Source organism: Polynucleobacter sp. MWH-Creno-3A4, from assembly GCF_018881885.1.
GTDB lineage: Bacteria > Pseudomonadota > Gammaproteobacteria > Burkholderiales > Burkholderiaceae > Polynucleobacter.
In genome coordinates this window covers 1024837-1045480 of the sequence record NZ_JACXSA010000001.1, presented here as the reverse complement: position 1 = coordinate 1045480, position 20644 = coordinate 1024837, and the positions used below count along the sequence as shown (strand labels likewise).

At 44.8% G+C, this 20644-nt stretch carries 22 protein-coding genes; 8 read left to right on the top strand and 14 right to left on the bottom strand.

Annotated elements, in window-relative coordinates; all coding sequences use genetic code 11:
• Positions 1–22: 22 nt before the first annotated feature.
• The 5 genes from IEN92_RS05350 to IEN92_RS05330 all read right to left on the bottom strand — a co-directional run bounded on the left by IEN92_RS05350 (position 23) and on the right by IEN92_RS05330 (position 6818).
• The gene (locus IEN92_RS05350; RefSeq protein WP_216162223.1) at positions 23–1951 is read right to left on the bottom strand and encodes an ATP-binding cassette domain-containing protein; all 1929 of its coding nucleotides are present in this window, start codon (positions 1949–1951) and stop codon (positions 23–25) included.
• Positions 1952–1953: 2 nt separating this feature from the next.
• Positions 1954–2832, bottom strand: coding sequence for a branched-chain amino acid ABC transporter permease (locus IEN92_RS05345; RefSeq protein WP_215375441.1), 879 nt, complete (start codon positions 2830–2832; stop codon positions 1954–1956).
• 140 nt (positions 2833–2972) lie between these two features.
• The gene (locus IEN92_RS05340; RefSeq protein WP_216161348.1) at positions 2973–4157 is read right to left on the bottom strand and encodes an ABC transporter substrate-binding protein; all 1185 of its coding nucleotides are present in this window, start codon (positions 4155–4157) and stop codon (positions 2973–2975) included.
• A gap of 134 nt (positions 4158–4291) precedes the next feature.
• Positions 4292–5200 carry an EamA family transporter gene (locus tag IEN92_RS05335; protein WP_216161345.1) on the bottom strand — a complete coding sequence of 303 codons (909 nt, stop codon included), beginning with the start codon at positions 5198–5200 and terminating at the stop codon, positions 4292–4294.
• Positions 5193–6818, bottom strand: coding sequence for a GMC family oxidoreductase (locus IEN92_RS05330; protein WP_216161342.1), 1626 nt, complete (start codon positions 6816–6818; stop codon positions 5193–5195). Before IEN92_RS05330 ends, IEN92_RS05335 begins: the two co-directional genes overlap by 8 nt.
• Before the next feature lie 151 nt (positions 6819–6969).
• Here IEN92_RS05330 and yjgA point away from each other — a divergent pair, with 151 nt between their 5' ends.
• Positions 6970–7497 (top strand): ribosome biogenesis factor YjgA, encoded by a 528-nt coding sequence (gene yjgA, locus IEN92_RS05325; protein ID WP_216161339.1) that lies wholly within the window; start codon positions 6970–6972, stop codon positions 7495–7497.
• Positions 7498–7505: 8 nt separating this feature from the next.
• Here yjgA and IEN92_RS05320 read toward each other — a convergent pair whose 3' ends face one another.
• From IEN92_RS05320 to IEN92_RS05305, 4 genes are all read right to left on the bottom strand, one after another.
• On the bottom strand, positions 7506–8216 hold the full coding sequence (locus IEN92_RS05320; RefSeq protein WP_216161336.1) for an NYN domain-containing protein: 711 nt from the start codon (positions 8214–8216) through the stop codon (positions 7506–7508).
• 115 nt (positions 8217–8331) lie between these two features.
• A complete protein-coding gene (locus IEN92_RS05315; RefSeq protein WP_216161330.1) occupies positions 8332–9411 on the bottom strand; it encodes an acyltransferase family protein in 1080 nt (359 codons plus the stop codon).
• Positions 9411–9587: a hypothetical protein gene (locus tag IEN92_RS05310; RefSeq protein ID WP_216161328.1), complete on the bottom strand. Its 177-nt coding sequence runs from the start codon at positions 9585–9587 to the stop codon at positions 9411–9413. The genes IEN92_RS05315 and IEN92_RS05310 overlap by 1 nt, the downstream gene beginning before the upstream one ends.
• Positions 9588–9620: 33 nt before the next feature.
• Positions 9621–10199 carry an HdeD family acid-resistance protein gene (locus IEN92_RS05305; protein ID WP_216161325.1) on the bottom strand — a complete coding sequence of 193 codons (579 nt, stop codon included), beginning with the start codon at positions 10197–10199 and terminating at the stop codon, positions 9621–9623.
• Positions 10200–10377: 178 nt separating this feature from the next.
• Between IEN92_RS05305 and IEN92_RS05300 the strand changes: the two genes are divergently transcribed.
• The 5 genes from IEN92_RS05300 to cobA all read left to right on the top strand — a co-directional run bounded on the left by IEN92_RS05300 (position 10378) and on the right by cobA (position 14260).
• Positions 10378–10602, top strand: coding sequence for a hypothetical protein (locus tag IEN92_RS05300; protein WP_216161322.1), 225 nt, complete (start codon positions 10378–10380; stop codon positions 10600–10602).
• A 29-nt stretch (positions 10603–10631) separates the two neighbouring features.
• Positions 10632–11003 (top strand): hypothetical protein, encoded by a 372-nt coding sequence (locus IEN92_RS05295; RefSeq protein WP_216161319.1) that lies wholly within the window; start codon positions 10632–10634, stop codon positions 11001–11003.
• A gap of 91 nt (positions 11004–11094) precedes the next feature.
• Complete coding sequence (locus IEN92_RS05290) at positions 11095–12810, top strand: nitrite/sulfite reductase (protein WP_216161316.1); 1716 nt, start codon at positions 11095–11097, stop codon at positions 12808–12810.
• Positions 12807–13391, top strand: coding sequence for a DUF934 domain-containing protein (locus IEN92_RS05285; RefSeq protein ID WP_216161313.1), 585 nt, complete (start codon positions 12807–12809; stop codon positions 13389–13391). Before IEN92_RS05290 ends, IEN92_RS05285 begins: the two co-directional genes overlap by 4 nt.
• A 20-nt stretch (positions 13392–13411) precedes the next feature.
• A complete protein-coding gene (gene cobA / locus IEN92_RS05280) occupies positions 13412–14260 on the top strand; it encodes a uroporphyrinogen-III C-methyltransferase (RefSeq protein ID WP_216161310.1) in 849 nt (282 codons plus the stop codon).
• Here cobA and IEN92_RS05275 read toward each other — a convergent pair.
• Entirely contained in the window at positions 14183–14545 is a 363-nt protein-coding gene (locus IEN92_RS05275) for a sirohydrochlorin chelatase (RefSeq protein WP_216161308.1), read from the bottom strand. The two genes, cobA and IEN92_RS05275, sit on opposite strands and share 78 nt — an antisense overlap.
• A gap of 88 nt (positions 14546–14633) precedes the next feature.
• Here IEN92_RS05275 and IEN92_RS05270 point away from each other — a divergent pair, with 88 nt between their 5' ends.
• A complete protein-coding gene (locus IEN92_RS05270; RefSeq protein WP_216863904.1) occupies positions 14634–15653 on the top strand; it encodes a calcium:proton antiporter in 1020 nt (339 codons plus the stop codon).
• On the opposite strand, the gene IEN92_RS05265 is transcribed toward IEN92_RS05270, so the two are convergent.
• Positions 15650–16321 carry a hypothetical protein gene (locus IEN92_RS05265; RefSeq protein ID WP_216161305.1) on the bottom strand — a complete coding sequence of 224 codons (672 nt, stop codon included), beginning with the start codon at positions 16319–16321 and terminating at the stop codon, positions 15650–15652. The genes IEN92_RS05270 and IEN92_RS05265 overlap by 4 nt on opposite strands.
• A 164-nt stretch (positions 16322–16485) precedes the next feature.
• On the opposite strand from IEN92_RS05265, the gene IEN92_RS05260 reads away from it, so the two are divergent.
• Positions 16486–17049 carry a hypothetical protein gene (locus tag IEN92_RS05260; RefSeq protein WP_255539771.1) on the top strand — a complete coding sequence of 188 codons (564 nt, stop codon included), beginning with the start codon at positions 16486–16488 and terminating at the stop codon, positions 17047–17049.
• Between the two features lie 198 nt (positions 17050–17247).
• Here IEN92_RS05260 and IEN92_RS05255 read toward each other — a convergent pair whose 3' ends face one another.
• From IEN92_RS05255 to IEN92_RS05245, 3 genes are all read right to left on the bottom strand, one after another.
• The gene (locus IEN92_RS05255; RefSeq protein WP_216161302.1) at positions 17248–19146 is read right to left on the bottom strand and encodes a nucleoside-diphosphate sugar epimerase/dehydratase; all 1899 of its coding nucleotides are present in this window, start codon (positions 19144–19146) and stop codon (positions 17248–17250) included.
• Positions 19147–19383: 237 nt separating this feature from the next.
• Entirely contained in the window at positions 19384–20100 is a 717-nt protein-coding gene (locus IEN92_RS05250; protein ID WP_216161299.1) for a transaldolase, read from the bottom strand.
• On the bottom strand, positions 20101–20628 hold the full coding sequence (locus IEN92_RS05245) for an HAD-IIIA family hydrolase (RefSeq protein ID WP_216161296.1): 528 nt from the start codon (positions 20626–20628) through the stop codon (positions 20101–20103). It lies immediately after the preceding gene.
• Between the last annotated feature and the right edge of the window lie 16 nt (positions 20629–20644).

Here is a 20644-nt window from a genome sequence, read left to right as displayed (position 1 = left end):
CGATTCAATATTGTTCTAGTGATTAAGTGCCCAAGTAGGCATGAATCACCTTCTCGTCTGCCTGAACTTCAGCGGGTTTACCTTCTGCAATCTTCTGACCGAAGTCCAATACAGAAACGGTATCGCATACTGACATCACCACGTCCATGTGATGCTCAATCAGGATAAAGGTAATGCCGTTATCGCGAATCTTACGAATAATGCGCAAGAGTTCTTGAATATCGGGTGCAGTGAGACCAGCAGCTGGCTCATCCAAGAGGAGCAATTCTGGGTCGAGGGCCAATGCACGAGCAATTTCGAGCAAGCGCTGCTTACCGTATGGCAAGTTACGCGCTTCTTCGTTTGCTAGGTCATCTAAGCCAACAAACTTGAGCAAAGCCATTGCGCGAGCATGTGCTTCAGCCTCTTCACGCTTGTAACGTGGCAGGTGCAAAGCAATTTCCGCCATATTGGACTTGAAGGTGTGATGCAGACCAACCAAAATATTTTGGATGGCGGTCATTTCACCAAAGAGCTGAACGTTTTGGAAAGTACGAGCAATACCGGACAAAGCAATGTCAGAAGAAGTTCTGCCAACAACACTCTCACCCGCGTAAAGAACGTTACCTGCGGTAGGTACATAAATACCAGTCAAGACGTTCATCATCGTGCTCTTACCGGAACCGTTCGGACCGATCAAACCGTGAATGGTGCCGCGCTTAATGCTGAGGTCAACATTGTTTAAGGCTTTCAGGCCACCGAACTGCATCAATACAGAATCCACCTTGAGAAGTTCTGCGCCAGCATTTTGATTGCCTACAGCACTAATAAAGCTGATGGAATCATCTACTGCCTCTGCATCGCCACCACGAGTAGTCTTCGCCTTGCCTGCAATAGACTGGTAGAAGCTCTTCGCAAAACCAACAATACCGTTTTGCAAGTAGTACACCACCAACAAAATCATGAAGCCGAAAATACTCAGGCGCCAGTCAGAAATACTATTGAGCCAGAAAGAGAACGCCGCTAAACCGACTACGCCAGCAATAGGCACAGCCACGCGTTTTGGAGTAGTCACTTTTTTGGACAAGGCCATTGCAGCACCTAGCACCACCACAATAGCAATGATAGAAGCCACAATACGGAACAAGAAGATGTCATCTAGCAACTTCGGCAACAACACAATAATGGCAGCGCCAATTACCGCGCCCAGACGAGACTTGCGTCCACCCATGATGATGCCCAGCAAGAACAGCACTGCTAATTCATTGTTATAGGTGTTCGGAGAAATGTACTGCTCGGAGTAAGCGTACAAGCAACCTGCTAAACCAGCAAAGGCTGCACTGATCACGAATGCAATCACCTTAAAGCGATATACAGAAACACCCATACAGTCGCAAGCAATCGGACTATCACGCAATGCTTCAAACGCACGTCCCATTTGGGATTTCACAAAACGATCGATCACGATGAGCGCCAGAATCGTAATGACCGATACCAACCAGAAATACTCTGCTTTAGTCATTGGTACACCCATGAGCTCAGGGCGAGTCAACTTAATACCCAATGGGCCTTCAGTCAACCAAGTCATCTCGTTAATCAAAATCTGTGCAATGGTGCCAAACGCCAAAGTCACCATCGCTAGATAAGGACCAATCACCTTAAGGGCCGGCAATGCCAAGATGCCACCAAAGATTGCAGTCACGATGATCGATGCTGGGATAGTGACCCAAATTGGTAAGCCAAAATGGAAGAACAAAATACCGGCCGTGTAAGAGCCAATACCGAACAAAGCAGCATGACCCAAAGATACTTGACCAACATATCCCACAACAATGTCCAAACCAAACAACAGAATGGTGTAGATCAGAATGGTTTCTGCTAAGTGGATGTAATACGGGTTATGAATAAAGAGCGGCAAACAAAATAGGCCGACTATTGCAATTAATATGGGTAATAGAGACTTCAATTTCATCATTAAACTTTCTTAATCGCAGATTTGCCGAAGAGACCAGATGGTTTGTATGCCAATACCAGCAATAACAAGATCAAACCTGGAACATCTTTGTAACCAGTAGAGATGTAAAAACCAGTAGCGGTTTCCACGATACCGAGAATCAATCCACCCACAATGATTCCGAGACCGCTAGATAAGCCGCCGATAATCGCCACCGCGAAGGCCTTCAAACCAAGAGCGCCACCCATGGTCGCGCCAGTCAAAGTCAATGGTGCAATCAATACACCTGCGAAGGCTGCAGTCAATGAGGACAATGCATAAGAGAAGGTAATGACCATGCTGGTGTTAATACCCATTAGGCCTGCAGCATCACGGTCGTTTGCAGTTGCCACAACTGCTTTTCCGTAAATCGTTTTACGGTTAAAGAACTCTACCAATAACATCATGACCAGTGCACCAACAACCACCAAAATTTCCATTGGGAGAATATTGGCTCCCAAGAAATTCATTGGCTCCATTGGAAGCGGGGATGGGAATGGCAATGCATCACGACCCCAAATATTTTCAGCAACGTTCTTAAAAATAATACCGAGTGCAATGGTAGACATAATCCAACCAAATTCGGATTTGATTTTGATGGCAGGACGCACACCAATAAGCTCAACAAAGCTACCTTGAATCATTCCGAAAATACACACAATCGGAATCATTGCCCAATAGTTGATGCCAAAGGTATCAACGCAGGTCAAACCAACCAGGGCACCCAACATCAAGGCTTCACCCTGACCGAAGTTCAATGTGCCTGAAGTGGCAAAGGTAAGCTGGAAACCGAAAGCGATAACCGCATAGATCATCCCCACTGCGATACCGCTCGAGAGGATTTGTGCAAGCATGTCCATTTTTTGGCCTAAATATACTTAATACTGTTTTATTAACGAATCCGACATTGTAAGCAAAACGCCGCTTTGTGGGCGGCGCTTTGTCTTAACAAATGTTGCAGTGCAAAATACTAATGCAATTTGCCCGCTAGTTTATTGATTTACTTCTTCTTCGGAGCTGCGTCCTCAGCGTTCAAGAACTCAACACGGCCGTTCTCAACTACACCCATGACGACGTCTTTTGCCTTGATGGCTTCATGGTCAGTTGCTGTGTAAGGCTTGTTGTAAGTCATCACCACACCATCAACTGGGGTTTTGAGATCTTGCAAGGCTGCCAAAATCTTTGGTCCCTCAGTGCTGTTTGCTTGTTTAATCGCTGCAGCCAAGAGGTATACAGAGTCGTAACCTTGAGCAGCAGAAACTGGAGAAGCGATATTGTTATTTTTAGGCTTGAACTCTTTTAAGTAAGCCTCTTGGAATGCCTTACGCTTAGCAGTGGTGGATGGTGACTGAATATAGGTCTCAGGCATAGTTGCACCGTTACCATTCTTACCGGCTGTATCAATAAAGCTAGCCATAGACAATGTCCAGCTACCAATCATTGGCTTTTTCCAGCCCAACTTACCCATTCCGTTCGCAATTTGTGCCAACTCAGGTCCAATTGCGTAAGTCAAAATTACTTCAGCACCAGCATTTTTTGCTTTGAGCAATTGCGAAGTCATATCCACGTCACCAATATTGAATTTCTCAACAGCAACTGGAGTCACGCCATAACCTTTTAATGCCTTCTCCAAATCTTCACGACCCAATTGGCCGTAGTTAGTAGAGTCAGCCAAAATTGCGACTTTCTTCAAGCCACGCTTCTCAACTGCTTCTTTAGCAATCATTGGCGCTTGAATATTGTCAGCTGCAGCATTACGGAAAATATAGTTTTCTGGGGCATTCGGGAACTGATGTGTAATTAAAGAACCAGTAGCAACGTTATTCATCACCGGAATCTTCGCATCTTGATAGAAACGCTGGGAAGCCAATGCAACACCAGTATTGATGTAACCCAAAGTGGCAACCACTTTTTCGTTATTAATCAGCTCTTGCGCAATTTGCACGCCGCGCTCATTTTTTGCTTCATCGTCACGCTCGACTAAAACAATCTTGTTGCCGTTGATACCACCAGCAGCGTTGATTTCTTTTGTTGCAAGACGTACGCCGTCACGCATACTGACACCCATTGAGGATGAACCACCTGTAAACGGACCCGCTACACCTAATTTGATATCGGCAGCGTAAGCGCCGGTTGTGAGCATTGCAGCAGCAGCTACCGCAAAGATGTGATGACGAATATTCATAAAGTCTCCATGACTAAAAATTACTAATTAAATAAATACTTTTTTATAGGCACTACAAATAACGAAGAACTATCTTACTGTGATTGCTAGGGCAAAAAAAGGGGTATCTATTAGGGTTTTACATTACCCAGGGCTTATGCTTTGGCAAGGCCCTTTTTCAGGCTGGGCCAAAACAAGTTAATGATCAAGCCAGTGATCACTAACCCTGCAGCCATCACCTTCCATAGGGGCAGTGACTCACTCAAGAAAAAGGCGGAAGCCCCCATTCCAAAGATGGGCACCAATAGGGGTGCTGGTGCGACTACCGCAGCCGGGTGTTTTGAAAGCAACCAACCCCAAGCGGCATATCCAAAGAGCGTATTGGCCCAAGACTGCCACAGGACTCCTGCCCAACCCCAGGCGGTGGCAGAAGTCATTGCGCTAGCCATGCCCTCTGTGCCACCCTCGAAGAACCAGGAAATCAAGAGAAGTGGCGGTATCGAAAAGGCGCTGGCCCAAACCACATAAGAGAACATATTGATCGCACCTGCGCGGCGGCTCACGGTATTGGCTACGCCCCAGGAAAATCCTGAAAATAGCACCAAGGCTAAACCGACAAAAGTCGTATTAGCGTCCGTGTGCAGCGCAATAATCCCCAAACCCGTCATGGCGATGGCTACGGCTACTGCTTGATAGAGCCTCAAACCCTCTTTGGCAAAAAACATCGCAAAGCCAATTGTAAAAAATACTTGAGTCTGAATGACTAAAGAGGCTAAGCCCGGTGAAATCTTGCCGTCAATCGCGAAATACATCACACCGAACTGCCCCACCCCAATGGCGCAACCATACAGACAGAGATTTTTCCAAGAGGCTTTGGGTCGCGGTACAAAAAATACGAGCGGTAGTAAAGCAAAGATATAACGCAGCGCTGCAAACAGAAATGGTGGAAATTCTCTTAAGGAGACTTTAATGACCACAAAGTTTGTACCCCACACCGCCACAATAGCTAGTGCTAATAAAAGATGGCTGAGAGGTAGCTGATGACTTTTGTGTGAGCTATTCACCAGTGAGCAACTCCGCCACGCGCTGCGCAATCATCATGGTTGGGGCGGCGGTATTGCCCGAGGTAATGGTCGGCATTGCAGAAGCATCCACCACACGCAAATGGCTAATGCCTCTCACTCGCAATTGAGAATCCAATACAGCCATAGGGTCATCATCACGCCCCATTTTGCAAGTACCAACCGGATGAAAAATCGTAGTACCAATATCACCCGCTGCTTTTACCAAGTCTGCATCAGTTTGATATTGCACACCCGGTTTGTATTCCTCAGGAGAATAGGGTGCTAATGCAGGACTTTCCACAATCTTGCGAGTTAAGCGCAAAGACTCTGCCGCAACTTTGCGATCTTCTTCTGTGGATAAATAATTGGGGTGAATTAGTGGTGGCGCTTCAGGATCTACAGAATTGATATGCACACTACCTCTTGAGGTGGGTCGTAAATTACATACGCTGGCAGTAAAGGCGTTAAACGCATGCAAGTCTTCGCCAAATTTTTCAAGCGAGAGAGGTTGTACGTGGTATTCCACATTGGCACTCGGTTGTTCGGGCGAACTATAAGCAAATGCGCCCAATTGGGAGGGCGCCATTGACATCGGCCCTGAGCGCTTCAATAAGTACTCCAAGCCAATCATCATCTTGCCAAACCAAGAGTTAGCTTTGGTATTGAGTGTCTTGATACCGTTGACTTTATAAACCATGCGCAATTGCAAATGGTCTTGTAGGTTCTCACCAACGCCCGGTAAATCGGCAACCACCGGAATGCCCAATGCAGATAGACGACTAGCTGCGCCAATACCTGAGCGCTCTAGGATTTGCACGCTGCCAATTGCACCAGCACACAACAAGACTTCACTGGCATCATCATTGGCGCAAAGGGCCTGCGCAGCAGTACCGTCTTTGAGGTACTCCACACCCAAACAATTTTTAGTTTGAGGATCCATCTTGAGCTTAGTAACCACTGCCTCAGTAATCACTGTGAGATTGCTACGCTTCACCGCATCTTTTAAAAATGCTTTGGAGGTATTGAGTCTCCAGCCAGCGCGCTGACTCACATCAAAGTAACCAACACCAAAGTTGTCGCCACGATTAAAGTCATCGGATGAAGGAATGCCAGCTTGCACCGCTGCTTCTCTAAACCTATCCATGATAGGCCAGCGCAGGCGTTGCTTCGAGACCGTCCACTCACCGCCTTTGCCATGCCACTCGTTAGCACCGCTGTGATAATCCTCAAACTTTTTATAGCGTGTCAGTGCATTTTGCCAAGACCAAGACTCATCTCCAGTGGCTTGCACCCAAGAGTCATAATCACCCACTTGGCCGCGCATATAAATCATGCCGTTGATTGAAGAACAGCCACCCAATACTCTGCCACGGGGATAAAGCAAAGAGCGGCCATTCAGCCCTTCTTCCGAAACCGTTTTAAAACGCCAATCTGCTCTGGGGTTATCAATGCAATACAAATACCCTACTGGAATATGAATCCAGATGTAGTGATCGTTTTTACCTGCCTCAATAAGCAGCACCTTTTTGTTGGGATTCTCAGTCAGTCGCTTGGCCAGCATGCAGCCGGCACTGCCTGCCCCAATGATGATGTAGTCGTAGGTATTTGCTTGTGTCATATGGTTTACATCAGATAAAACGATATTCGCTGAATGCCCTATTGAATACCTATTTTGTATTTATTTAGGGCTTCTCTAATGCGTATTATTTACCAAACCCAAAAATCGAGCCTCTAGCCAGCATAGCCCAATACCCGTCTAAAATGAGCAGATGCATATTAATGAGAAGAATCGCACGCCCAAGCTAGATGAGGTCGATGAGGGCCCTAGCAAGTCTGAGCTCAAACGCCAAATGACTGAGCGCCAGAAATTGGCGGAAGTCCTAGCGGCTTTAAGTAGCGATGCCCTAAAAACCATCCCTCTTGATGAGGCGATCAAAGTGGCGATTGCTGAAACGAATAAGATCAAAAGTTTTGAAGCGATTCGTCGTCATAAGCAGTATCTCGGCAAACTCATGCGCTTCTTAGATGAAGAAGAACTCGATGCCATTCAAAAAAGGTTAGATGCGATTCAAGGGGTCAGCAAAGCAGAAACTGCCAAGCTCCATTTTTTAGAAAGCTATCGTGATCGCTTAATTGCTAACGATGAAGCTTTTACTAAGATGATTGAGCAATATCCTGATATGGATATTCAGAATATGCGGACCCTGATTCGGAATGCACGTAGAGAAAAAGAGCAAAACAAACCGCCTAAAGCGTATCGCGAAATCTTTCGGGTGTTAAAAGATATGGGGCTTTAAGGTTAACTCTACCAAGACTCTGGTTTTGTAAGCTTTGAATTTGGAATGCTTAATGGTAGTTGTGAGGCGGCAATATGATGCACGCTGAGAATTTTTTTCCAATCAGCATTTCTTGCTAAATCGCCAGAGATATGACGATGATCCCCGCTCCGAATTGGTGCCACAATTCCTATGCGCAATTTGGGGTGATGCCGCTTAACTGCCACCAATGCTCCCTCTAAATCAGAATCATTGGAACAAATTACTGCTTGATCATAGGCGCTTGTCCATGCCCCTGTTATGAGATCGGAGGCCAAGTTAACATCCGTCTTTTTTTCATTGAAGTCATAAACCTGAACAATTTGTAATTCAGGCGCCTGAGGAATCGGCTTTACCAATCTTTGATGTGGTTTGCTAGCCAATATTTTCCCTTCAATGACAATCAAGGTCTTAGGATGCATTATTTTTAAGGCCTGCAGGTATTGACGCTGTCGCTGAGTAGACCTAGGGTCATCTGACATCCTGCCCAAAACAGGCGCAGTGTAATACCGTACCTCAACCAGAAGAGCGGTTTTATCTAAAGCATAGCTTGCAAATAAATTTACGATATCGAGCCATTTTAGATTTGAGCCTCGTAACAACCCATAGTAAAGGTTATAACCATCAATATAAACAATAGTTTTAATATTTTTGCCATCCTTAAAAAGACAAAGCCACCCGAAGGTGGCTTGCCGCCCCAAAAGCATTTGAATAAATCAAACGGTTATAGGGTGAGTCGTATCCGTAATTTTACACTCATAATTTAATAGATCAATTAACTTATTCTAAGAGTGGTATTAAATCTGCGTAATTTAATCAGTCAATTTTTAATTTACGTGAAGGCACTTCTACCCAGCGGTAGAGATAATTGGCAGCCATCCAACTGCCTACCAATGCCATCATCATTAGTGCGAGCGCTAAAGCACCATCATGCAAGCGGCTCATTCCCCAGCCTATGTAGAGGCTGTTGGCTAATAAGATAAATGAGAAATGTAATAAGAATGCGCAATACGATCTGCGGCTGCTCCACAAAATCGCATTAAAGAGTTTATGTGGCTCAATTGGCTTGTGGTCTCGTGCTTGATCCTTATAGGCCCAGTCTCCAAAAAAGATGAGGGCGATTGCCACAAGATACGCTAGGATATTTCTTAGCCAAAATTGCTGAAAGCTCGCAATCACAATCGCTACCCCAATGAGAGCAAACATGATTCTCGCAAAACGGTTCACCAATGGATCTGGGTAATTTTTACAAAGCTGGGCGAGCGCCCCTAAACCATATGCCCCGATAAAGTAAATGAAATAGTTTTCGTACTCACCTAAGCGATTAAAGTAGAGCAAGGAAGTGACGCACAAGACCATCAAGATCCAAATCACAGATCGAAAGCCTGGGAACATGCCCAGCATTAAAGCCAAGATGGCATAGAGCTGCCAATCAATCGCTACATACCAAACGCCAGCAGAGATGGCATCTAAGCCTAAGATGCCTTGCAAGAAAAACAAATGGGCTAGCAATTGACCCAGCGTTTCGGATTGGCCAACGAATTCATCTTGCACCCAAAAACGCGCTACCCATGCGCAGGCGATGGTCAATAGCAGCGCCACGATATATGGGGCGAACAGGCGCAAGTAGCGATTAATAATTGTCTTCAGAACATCCTGGGGCGTTTTGAGATTACTGGTCTTGCTTAAAGACTGCGCCGCAAGGTAACCACCCATCACCAAAAAGATTTGTACGGCATAGCGACCATATTCAAATAAGAAAGTCATCACTCCTGGCTGGAGGAGCCGTGCATCTTCGGCGATCTGGCCATAGCTCGAAAGGTGATGCAAGATGATGGTGAAAGCGGCAAAGGTCTTTAAGAAATCGACCAGCAGAAAATGGTTTTTTGACTGCACTACTTCGCTTTAGTTTTGCCCATTAAAGAGGCTAGCAAGGGATTAGCACTTGCTAGCTCTTTTTTGGTTTTGGCTTTATCTGCTGCAGTGAGCTTTGGTGTCTTGGCAGCGTTTTTCATGCGCTGCGCAGTCACCAGAGCCAAGTTTTTATACAGATCGGTCTTTTTCATGGTCATTGGAAAGCCCTTCTGCCCAGATTACCGTACAAATTACTTAACAATCGAGCGCGCTGCAATGCCCAAGAATAACAATGACCAGCCTTGCAAGAGCAACTCAATCGCGATCAACAAACCAGGCAACCATAAACTTGCTGCTGGGAAGTTATTCATGATCAATACACTCATCAAAATGGAGATTGCTGCTGAAAGCGCCAACCAAATCCACTCATTAAACTGACGATGCTGAAAAGCTGAAATCAAACGTAGCACGCCAGTCACAAAAAAGATCGCTGCGAGCCAAAGGGTAATAGCTTCAAGTGCTGGAATTGGGAACGCCCAAACATAAAGTGCGCCAGCAATGTACAAAATACTAAAGATGATTTGGATACCAACACTCTTCCAACCGCTGGATTGAAATGCATGAATGCCCTGGAGTACACCACCGGCAAACAAAAAGATGCCTAAGACGTTGACCGAGATAAACGAGAACAATACCTGACCCGCAACACCAATCATGCCGAGCACGATCAATAAAATACCGATGCCAATTAGTGCGCCTGGCACTTTTGCTGCCGCACCTAAAACCTTAGTGCGAATTTCGTTAATCTGTGCCGTGTTCAGTTCAGCCATTTACCTGCTCCCTATGTAATTGATGCGCTAAGAAGCCTCTACTGTATCAATAAACTCTGACAAAATCGCCTAAATCGTTGCTGAACCACTAGAAGTAAGGGGCCTACTGAACCCGAAAGCTTGAGCACTTATAAATACGGGTATTCTGTATCCTTTTACAAAATAACCAATACCCCCAATGGATAACACTCTTACCGTCATTCTTGGCATTGTTGCCATGCTCCTGCCACTCGTAGTGGGTCGCCTGGTGTGGAAACGCTTTGATCAGCACTTTGGTCGCAACGACGAAGCCTATATGGACAGCTTGGAATATTTCTTGAAAAAAATAGGCTTAACAATCTTGGTGGCTTTTGTGCTGCTGTGGATCGGCATCAGCCTGGTATTTAGCGGCAGCGCTGGCTAAGCAGATAAATAGACCAGTAAAGAAATAAGATGAATGAGCAACTTAAAACCATTCTAAGCAAAGCGAAGCTAAACTTTGTAATTCTGGGAGTCATCCTCATCATTGCTGTCTTGGGTAAATTTACCAACCCAGAATTTACCAATACGGTGTTTGTGACAGCCGATCAACTAGTCTCCGACCTCTATCTCGTCTTTATTGCCATTACCTTGGGTGCTTTTATTCCCAACTTCAAACTGGTTGTAATTGGCGCGATTGCCGCTTTTATTGGAGCAGTAGTTCTTATTCAAGCTGGCATCTTCACGTATTTAACGACTGATTACGTTTTTGCTATCCTCATGGTTACCTTGGGATTTGCCTCCATTGCTAATCTATATCGGCACTATCAGGAGTTTCGGTTTTAAGCTTCGCTAGAATCTATATATAGATTTGGTTATATAAGATGGAATTTTGAGTATTTGTAGCAATATACAAAATCCATGACAATCGTGGGCTATGTACAAATATGACCATATTGACCAAACCCTTGTAAATCAAAGGGTTGCCCAGTTTCGCGATCAGGTAGCTCGGCGCCTCGATGGGACCCTTGCCGAAGAAGAGTTCCGCCCACTACGGCTACAGAATGGCCTGTATCACCAACGCCATGCTTATATGCTGCGGGTAGCTATTCCTTATGGCTTATTTAATTCCAAGCAGCTGCGCACTATGGCGCTGATTTCTGAAAAGTATGACCGTGGCTATGGCCACTTCACCACCCGTCAAAACATTCAATACAACTGGGTGACTTTAGAAGACACACCCGATATTTTGGCTGAGCTAGCCAAAGTAGAAATGCATGCCATCCAAACTTCAGGCAACTGCATTCGCAATATTACGAGTGATGCCTTTGCTGGTGTCGCTGGTGATGAATATGTTGATCCGCGTCCCATCTGTGAATTACTTCGTCAATGGTCAACACTCCATCCTGAGTTTGCACACCTACCTCGCAAGTTTAAATTTGCCGTCAATGGCGCCAAAGAAGATCGCACGATTTTGCTTTGCCATGACGTTGGCATTGAGCTAAAGAAAGATGCACAAGGCCAATTGATCGCAGACATCTATGCTGGTGGCGGTATGGGTCGTACTCCTATCTTGGGCTCACTCATTAAGACAGGCTTGCCATGGCAACTATTGCCTAGCTACCTGACTGCCCTGCTCCGTGTATATAACCGCTTTGGTCGTAGAGATAATCTGTATAAGGCTCGTATCAAGATTCTAGTAAAGGCTTTAAGCCCTGAAGAATTTGCCCGCCAAGTTGAAGGTGAGTGGCTATTCAATAAAGATAGTGATGACAATTTCACTCAAGCAGAATGGGATCGCATTGCCAAGCACTTTACTAAGCCAGCTTATAAGAACTTAAATGCACTTACCAATGAGCAAGTCATCAATACTGCTAGCGAGGCAGATAAAACCGCATTTAGCAAATGGTTAGAGCGCAATGTCAAACCCCATCAAGTGCCTGGTTATGCAAGCGTGATTCTATCGCTCAAACCGCATGGCACAGTTGCACCTGGTGATGCTACTACTGCACAGATGCTAGCAATTGCTGATTTGGCAGACCAATATAGTTTTGGTGAGTTGCGCGCTACTCACGAACAAAACTTAGTGCTTGCTGATGTAGAGCAAGAAAAACTCTATGCACTTTGGCAAGAGGCGAAGAAACAAAAAGTAGCGCTACCGAATGTGGGCTTACTTACGGACATCATTGCTTGCCCTGGCGGCGATTTCTGCTCTTTGGCAAATGCCAAATCACTACCGATTGCCAAGGCTATTCAGGAACGTTTTGACGATTTAGACTATTTGTTTGATTTGGGCGATATCAGCCTCAATATTTCAGGGTGTATTAACTCTTGCGGCCACCATCACGTTGGCAATATCGGGGTGCTTGGTGTCGATAAAGACGGTGAAGAGTGGTATCAAATCACTCTCGGTGGCGAGCAAGGTAATGATGCGGCGATTGGCAAAGTCATTGGGCCTTCTTTCTACGCAGATGAAATCCCGGATGTCATCACCAATGTCATTAATACCTACGTTGTCCAACGCACTGAAGATGAATCTTTTATTGAGGCTTATCGCCGCTTAGGTGTTACTCCATTCAAAGAAGCCGCCTATAAAGATAAAAACGAAAACGCCAAGAAAAAAGAGAAGGCTGTTGACGGAGGTGCAGCATGAGCCAGCTCAATATCACCTCTCATGCAGAAATTTTGCATTTTCCAAAGGATGGCAAACCTGCTCTAGCTCCAAATGAATGGCAAGTCTGGGGTGGCAGCCAAGACGAAGGAGGCCTCCCGGATCTTGAGCATGGTGCCCACAAAGTATTAGTGCCGTTTACCTGGTGGCTAGAACACCATCATGAAGCGGATATAGCCTCCAAAGCGACCAATGGTCAGATTGGTGTGTGGTTTGCTACCGATGATGACATCCTCAAGCATGCCGATGTGATTGAAGCAGGCAAAAAGGTTTGGCCTTTGGTCGCCGCTCACTTTCCTATTTTTAGAGATGGTCGCAGCTTTAGTACTGCAGCATTATTGCGTGATCGCTTTCAATGGCAAGGCGAGATCCGCGCGATTGGCGATGTATTGATTGATCAACTTCTACAAGGCGCTCGTGTTGGCTTTGATAGCTTTGCTTTACGCCCTGATCAAAAACTCGATGTCGCCTTAAAGCAATTTAATTTATATAGCGTGACTACTCAAAATAGCTGGCGCGGACTCAGAACTACGCGCACTGCCCAAGCAGCCCTAGACGCCTAATCGAGAGAGCACAAAGTATTATGACTACAACACCTACTAACGCAAACAATACACTCGGAAAAGTGCATTTGGTTGGCGCTGGCCCTGGCGCTGTGGATCTCATTACCGTTCGTGGCGCCAAGCTATTGGGGCAAGCTGACATCGTATTCTTTGATGCGTTAGTTGACCCAGAGATGCTGGCACTCTGCCCACAGGCTATTCAGGTAGAAGTGGGTAAGCGATGTGGCAAGCTGTCTTCAGCGCAGCAGTTCATTAATAAGCGCTTAGTTGATGCGGCCAAGAAACATTCAGTAATTGTTCGCCTTAAAGGCGGTGATCCCATGCTCTTTGGTCGTGCTGATGAAGAAATTCAGGCTCTTAAAGATGCTGGTATTGAAGTTGAGGTAGTTCCCGGAATTACAGCAGCTCTCGCTGGCGCAGCAAGCATTCAGCAGTCACTGACATTACGTGGGGTTTCCCGTAGTGTGGCGTTTGTTACCTTAGCTCAGGGTGCCGAGAACCTTACCCCGGGACATCCAATCTCCAATCCTTCTGCCGATACTCTGGTGTATTACATGGGTCGTAAAGATGCAGCTCTTATTGCACAGCAATTAATTGCACAAAGTCCCAATCAACATGGCAATACGCCTGTACAAATATTAGAAGCTGTGAGTACTTCACGTGAGCGCTTATGGACAAGCAATCTAAAAGAGTTGGCAGCCGGCAAAGCGGATCAATGGTTTGATAGTAGCTCGCCTGCACTCATCATGATTGGCGAAGCCTTGAGAAGCAAAGCCCAAGTAAGCGAACACTTAAAGAGCCTTGGCTCCGAAGTCGACAATGGCTTGCAAGACAGCCAAGTCCTCACCAACGGCAGGCGTAGCGCTTAATGTCATGTTGGGGAACTTACCCCGACACTCCTCGAGCAACACTGGAAAATCATTGCGCAGGTGACCACCTTGCCCAAAGAAAACCGGCACTACAGTAATTTCATTCGCTCCCTGCGCGCTTAAGCTGATCACTGCCTCTTCTAACGAAGGTTGCATCATTTCTAAAAAAGCCAGCTCCACTGGGGTCTTGGAATGCTGCTCTCGCCACAATACGGCTAAGCGATCAAATGGCTCCCGCCAACGGCTATCTCTTGCTCCGTGCCCAAATAAGATAATGGCTTTCATGGATGGCTATAAACTCTCAGTAATTAATAATTAATCGTTTTAGGGTGATTTCACCTGCTAGCTTAACCTTATTTTCTAGATTGCATCTATGACTGCCCTATTAAGCCAAACCTGGTTTATTGCCCTAATGAGTGTCACCCTGATTGGTGCCGTTCTATCAGCTGTTCATCACGCTGAAGTGATTGCCCACAAAACGGGTGAGCCTTATGGCACTTTGGTGCTGTCTATTAGCGTCACGATTATTGAAGTGTCACTCATCATATCGATGATGCTGACAGGGCACGAAGGATCGGAGTTCATTGCCCGTGATGCGGTCTTCGCAACCGTCATGATTGTGATAAACGGCGTCATTGGTCTTTGCATCTTTGTAGGCGGTCTCACCCATCATGAAATGACGTTCAGAAATGAGGGTACCAACTCCGCACTGGCAGTGCTTACCGCCTTGGCAACCTTTATTTTGGTGATGCCGATTGTGACTATCAGCACACCAAGCCCTGACTTCACTAAGAGCCAACTGGCTTTTGCGGGTATTGCTTCATTTGCACTCTATATCGCATTTCTCTTCTTCCAAACAGTAAGTCATCGTGACTATTACTTACCTAAAACAGAGGATAAGAAAACCGATATCAATTTTCATGCGCACAAGCCCAGTAATGCCAAGACAGCTTTTAGCGCTGTATTACTTTTGCTATCTCTCATCACCGTAGTAGGTCTTGCAGAGTTATTAAGTCCTGCAATTGAGAGAGGTGTTGCCGCTGCTGGCGCTCCTAAAACGATTGTGGGTATTGCCATTGCTTTATTGGTACTAATGCCTGAGGGGTTTGCAGCTGTAAGAGCTGCCAAGGCTAATCGCCTGCAAAGTAGCTTGAACTTAGCCCTAGGCTCTGCCTTAGCCAGTATTGGACTGACCATTCCTACAGTTGCAGCAATTGCAATCTTCTTTAATCTTCCGCTCAGCCTAGGTATTAGCGATCTCAATATGACGCTAATGTATTTGTCATTCTTTATTGGGGCACTGACTCTCGCCATTGGTAGAACTACCCTATTGCAAGGAATAGTTCACATCATCATCTTTTTGGAATATTTGTTCCTAAGTCTCGTTCCTTAGAACGAGTAAGCGACTTTGATGCCCGCTTCAATAGTGTTGTTGGCTGGCTCATAGGCAGTTAAGCGATAGTTAACCCCATTGACACTAATTGGATTGGTCACTGTATTGGAATTTTGAATATTCCAATACGTCACATAAGGCCCAACCGACCATTCTGAAAATTGATACATAGAAGAGAAACGTAAGCCATAACCACGGAACTGCTGGTTAGTAATATCGGGCAAATAGGATGCTGCTTGAGATAAATGGGAGACCTGGGTGCCCTGAATCAAGTAGTCATACTCAAAAACAGTTTCTAGCTTGTGGGCCTCATTCACCTTCATGCGGTGCGTTATACCAATCGGCAAGTAAACATAAGTGCTTGAGCGTTGGTAAGCATTGGCGCCTGAGCTTGTTGGACCAGTTTGATTATCAAATAGATAGCGATAACCAATACCGGTAAAGGGCGCAAGAACAAAGCCGCCTAACTCAGAAAAATGAAAGTCGTAACCAAATAAACCTCGTAAGTCATAGTAGGAATACGGGATATTGCTTTGCGTACCACTGCCAGTGTATTTGGCTGAACCATAGGCATAACGAACATCAGCCTTTGCAAACCAATCATTACCAAATGCATAAGTGCCTGTGTAATCAACACCCACTAATGGAGCGCTAATCTCGACATCCAAGCTCGGCTCTTTATATTGATAAGCAGAGAGGGTTAGCCCAAGAGTGTTACCCGTTTGGGTGGCGATGCTGACGGAAGTATCTTGAGCATGAACACCAAGCGCAATAAAAATAAAGATAAAGATAAAAGTAGCAGTAAATCTGATAACTCCAAGAAATAATCTTCATGGCGTTCAAAAAAAGCTGCTTGCCGCTTAAGAGATGTGCGCTTGAATTACTCACAGTAGTCACATTCATTGCCATGGGATGCAATGTAAGCGTAGCAAGCGAACCAAACGATAGAAATGACACAAGCAATACAAGCGACTTGATTCAAATTATTAAACCTCAGACAAAAAGCCAGCTGTGGGTTAATGCGGGCATGGTGTCTCAACACTTTGATCAAGATAAGAATTTCAATAACGGCAACTGGGGTGCCGGACTTGAATATCGCTTTAATACTGTTGCCTCACTAACAGCAGGACGCTTTTATAACAGCGATCGCACTTACTCTAATTACGCAGGCATGTATTACCAACCGATCGCTATTGGCCCTATCAAAATTGGCGCCGTGATTGGTGGTTTTAATGGTTATCCCAACACCAATAATGGCGGCTGGTTTGCAGCAGCCCTACCAGCACTGACCTGGGAATGTGATTGGGTCGGAGCGAACGTCTTTGTAATCCCAACCATTGGTGATCGCGTGCATGGTGCAATATCACTTCAGGTCAAGCTTAAGATTTGGGAGTAACTTAAAGCACTTGGAGACTTTGGTAATTTAAGATACAAAAAAGAGCCCAGAAGGCTCTTTTATTATTTCATTACTCAGTAATTAATCCGTTGCATAAGAAGCAATAGCTTCATCGCTAATATAGATATGTCACAAGATCATGAAAAATAAACCAACCTTAGATATGATTTTCATTTCTTAATAAATCCTTCCAACAGTTTAATCTCCTGCATTGTCATTAGGCTGGTAGCCAGGCACTAACTTTTTGAGCGCACTTCTAATCAACTTGTAATCACATGCATCCAATGCAACATTGAGCTTTTTAAGCTCTTGCTCCAAATCTCCCCAAGACAAAAACTCCTCATGCGCCTTCATGATTTTTGAGTGGACTGTTGGTTGCGGATTATCTCCTATCAAGAGTTCTTCATAAAGCTTTTCCCCTGGACGCAAACCGGTAACTTTAATCTCAATATCGCCATGGGGATGAGCATCATCCTTAACCAATAGTCCGGATAAATAGATCATTTTGACAGCTAAATCATAAATACGAACGGGCTCGCCCATATCCAATACAAAAACATCGCCTCCAACAGCCATTGAACTAGCCTGAATAACTAACTGCGCAGCTTCGGGAATGGTCATAAAATAACGAGTCACTTCCGAGTGCGTCAGGGTAATAGGTCCACCTGCGGCAATTTGAGCGCTAAAAAGTGGTGCTACAGACCCAGATGAGCCAAGCACATTACCAAAGCGGACCATTGAAAAGTTAGTAAAGCGACCGCTCTTAGAGGGTATGTCAGCCATTGCCTGCAAAACCAGTTCAGCAATCCGCTTGCTTGCCCCCATTACATTCGTTGGCCTAACAGCCTTATCGGTACTTACTAGAATAAAATTTCTTACGCCACACTTTAAGCTTATCTGGGCGCAGGTAAGGGTTCCAAAAACATTATTACGGATACCTTCAACAGGATTTTGCTCCACCAATGGAACATGTTTATATGCCGCCGCATGAAAGACCGTAGCAGGCTGATGAGCTCTGAAAAGCTTCAGCAACAATTCTTCATCGCGTACCGAAGCCAAGCAAGGAACTAGCTTAATTGATGAATCTAAATGAAGTAATGAATCTTGATCATCACCAACTCTTGCTAAAGAGCTGCCCTCAAGACCAATAAGAGCCCTCTTTAATTCCTCATAAATTAAATAGAGACTATGTTCACTGCTATCAACCAATATTAATGATTTAGGAGAAAAATTAATAATCTGACGACATAGCTCACTACCAATTGAGCCACCAGCCCCTGTTACCAAAATCACTTGATTACGAATATTCTTTTCCAATAACTCAACTTTCGGCGGCACGACCGACCTTCCGAGCAAATCATTCATATCCAAATCATGTAAGTCAAGCACCTTAGCCAAACCCGAGGCCAGCTCGATCAGACCCGGCAGGGTTCGAACACGTACCCCAGATCCATTTAAGGAGGCGATAATTTCGCTTCTACGCTCTGCACTAGCTGAAGGAATAGCTAAAAGTACATCCGAAATACCCAGTCGACGAATGAGAGCTTGCACATCGGTGTTTGGGTACACAGAAATTCCATTAATAGTACTTTTTTGGATGCGTGGATCATCATCAATAAAACCTTTGACCAGTATTTCTCTATTGCTTGATAGACCTAATGCCAATTGACGTCCAGCTGAGCCGGCTCCATAAATCAATGCAATAGGTTGAGATCGGCGAAATACTTTTTGAGTAATATTGATACCGCCTAACCAATGCCGTACAAAATAGCGGCTAGCACCAATCCCAATAAATAAGGCCATTGGCTGGATAATACCAATCGACCGCGGCACATTATCTACACTAATGATCGTAAAAATAATACAAAAGATACTGGTATAGATAATGAAAACATGTGTTATCGATAAAAAAGCTGCTGAGCCAACATATCTGAAAATAGCTCGATATAGACCAAAAGATATGAAAAGGGGAAATGAAAATCCAATCGAGGCAATAAATACTATCCACTGCTCACTTTCAAAATATCCCCACTGATCCACTCTGAGTCCAAACGCCAACCAAACACTGAATCCACAAAAAAAGGCATCGAAAAGCATCACTAAACTCCGCTTAGCTGAGCGAGGGAGATTTAGTAGTGACTGTTTGGTTGCTGTAATCTGCATTAATGAATATAAATTAGGGAATCAGTCAAGATAAAACTATGCTTCCAGGCGATTTATTGAAAGCCAAGGTCCATTAAATTACACTTCTGTTGAAATCAATCATTTGTCATCACTTGAGACCCCATCGGACTGATACCCCTTCTTTTTGGGTACCATAAAAGCAAGGCCGAATTAAAGCTTAAAACCTGCGTCAACCGCATCTTTATAAAACATCTTTACAGTATCTAAAGAATATTCATCCAAGCTATAGCCCACTAGGGATAGTTTTTTTAGAATATCGTTAGTGACAGTAATTACATGACATCCAATTTCATCAGCCTGGAAAATATTAAGCAATTCCCTTGGGCTGGCCCAAATAAGCTCTGCCGCGGGAGCTACCTTTAATATTTCAACCGCCTTAGCCATCAAAGGAACTGGATCTACACCGGTATCAGCTACACGGCCTGCGAATACCGATACGTAACTAGGGATGCTTGGATTCAGTGAGGCAACCACATCGCGCACTTGATCAAGCGTCATCAACGCAGTAACATTGAGCTTAACCTTTTGATCTGCCAGCTTTTTAACCAAGGAATAGCAAGTTTCTTGCTTAGTATTGGTTACCGGAATCTTGACATAAACATTCTCGCCCCAACTAGAGATCTCTAAAGCCTGACGCTCCATCTCAGCAAAATCATCGGAGAAAACTTCAAAAGACAGGGGTTTATCTTTAATTAAGACAAGGATATCTTTACAAAAAGTTCGGTAATCAGTTAGCCCAGCCTTTTTCATTAAGGTTGGGTTGGTGGTTAAACCTTTGATGAATGGTTTAGCATACATGTCTAACATGCCAGCTTTATCAGCACCATCAGCAAAAATCTTAACATTTAATTCTTCTACTTTTTTCATTTAAAACTCTCCAGTAATAATTTTTTGCGCCTCTAATAAAGATGACACAATAAAGTCAGGCGCCTCAGGCTGTCTCTCGGTATAGCGATGATTGATAAAAAAAGTTTTACAACCTGCAGATTGACCAGCCTCTATATCTCGCCAACGATCGCCCACCATAAAACTTTTTGATAAATCAATTTGGTACTCTTCAGACGCATCAATCAATGCGCCCGGCAAAGGCTTTCGACACAAACATCCATCGCCATTATCGTGATAACAAGTCTTAATAGCATCTAATGGCAGCTGGGATAACAGTTGGCCATTGATCTTTTCAACATCTGATTTTTGGGTTGTTCCGCGGGCTACGTCAGGTTGATTGGTCACCACTATTAAGAGATAGCTGTCTTCGTGCAGTTTTTTAAGGGCTTCAGGTACTCCCGGCAAAACTTCCAAAGCCTCCAAATCTCTCGGAGGATAAGGCATGCCATCGCGCACAATAGCTCGATTGATTACGCCATCTCGATCTAAGAAAACCGCTCGTCTCATTTAAATATTTAGTCAA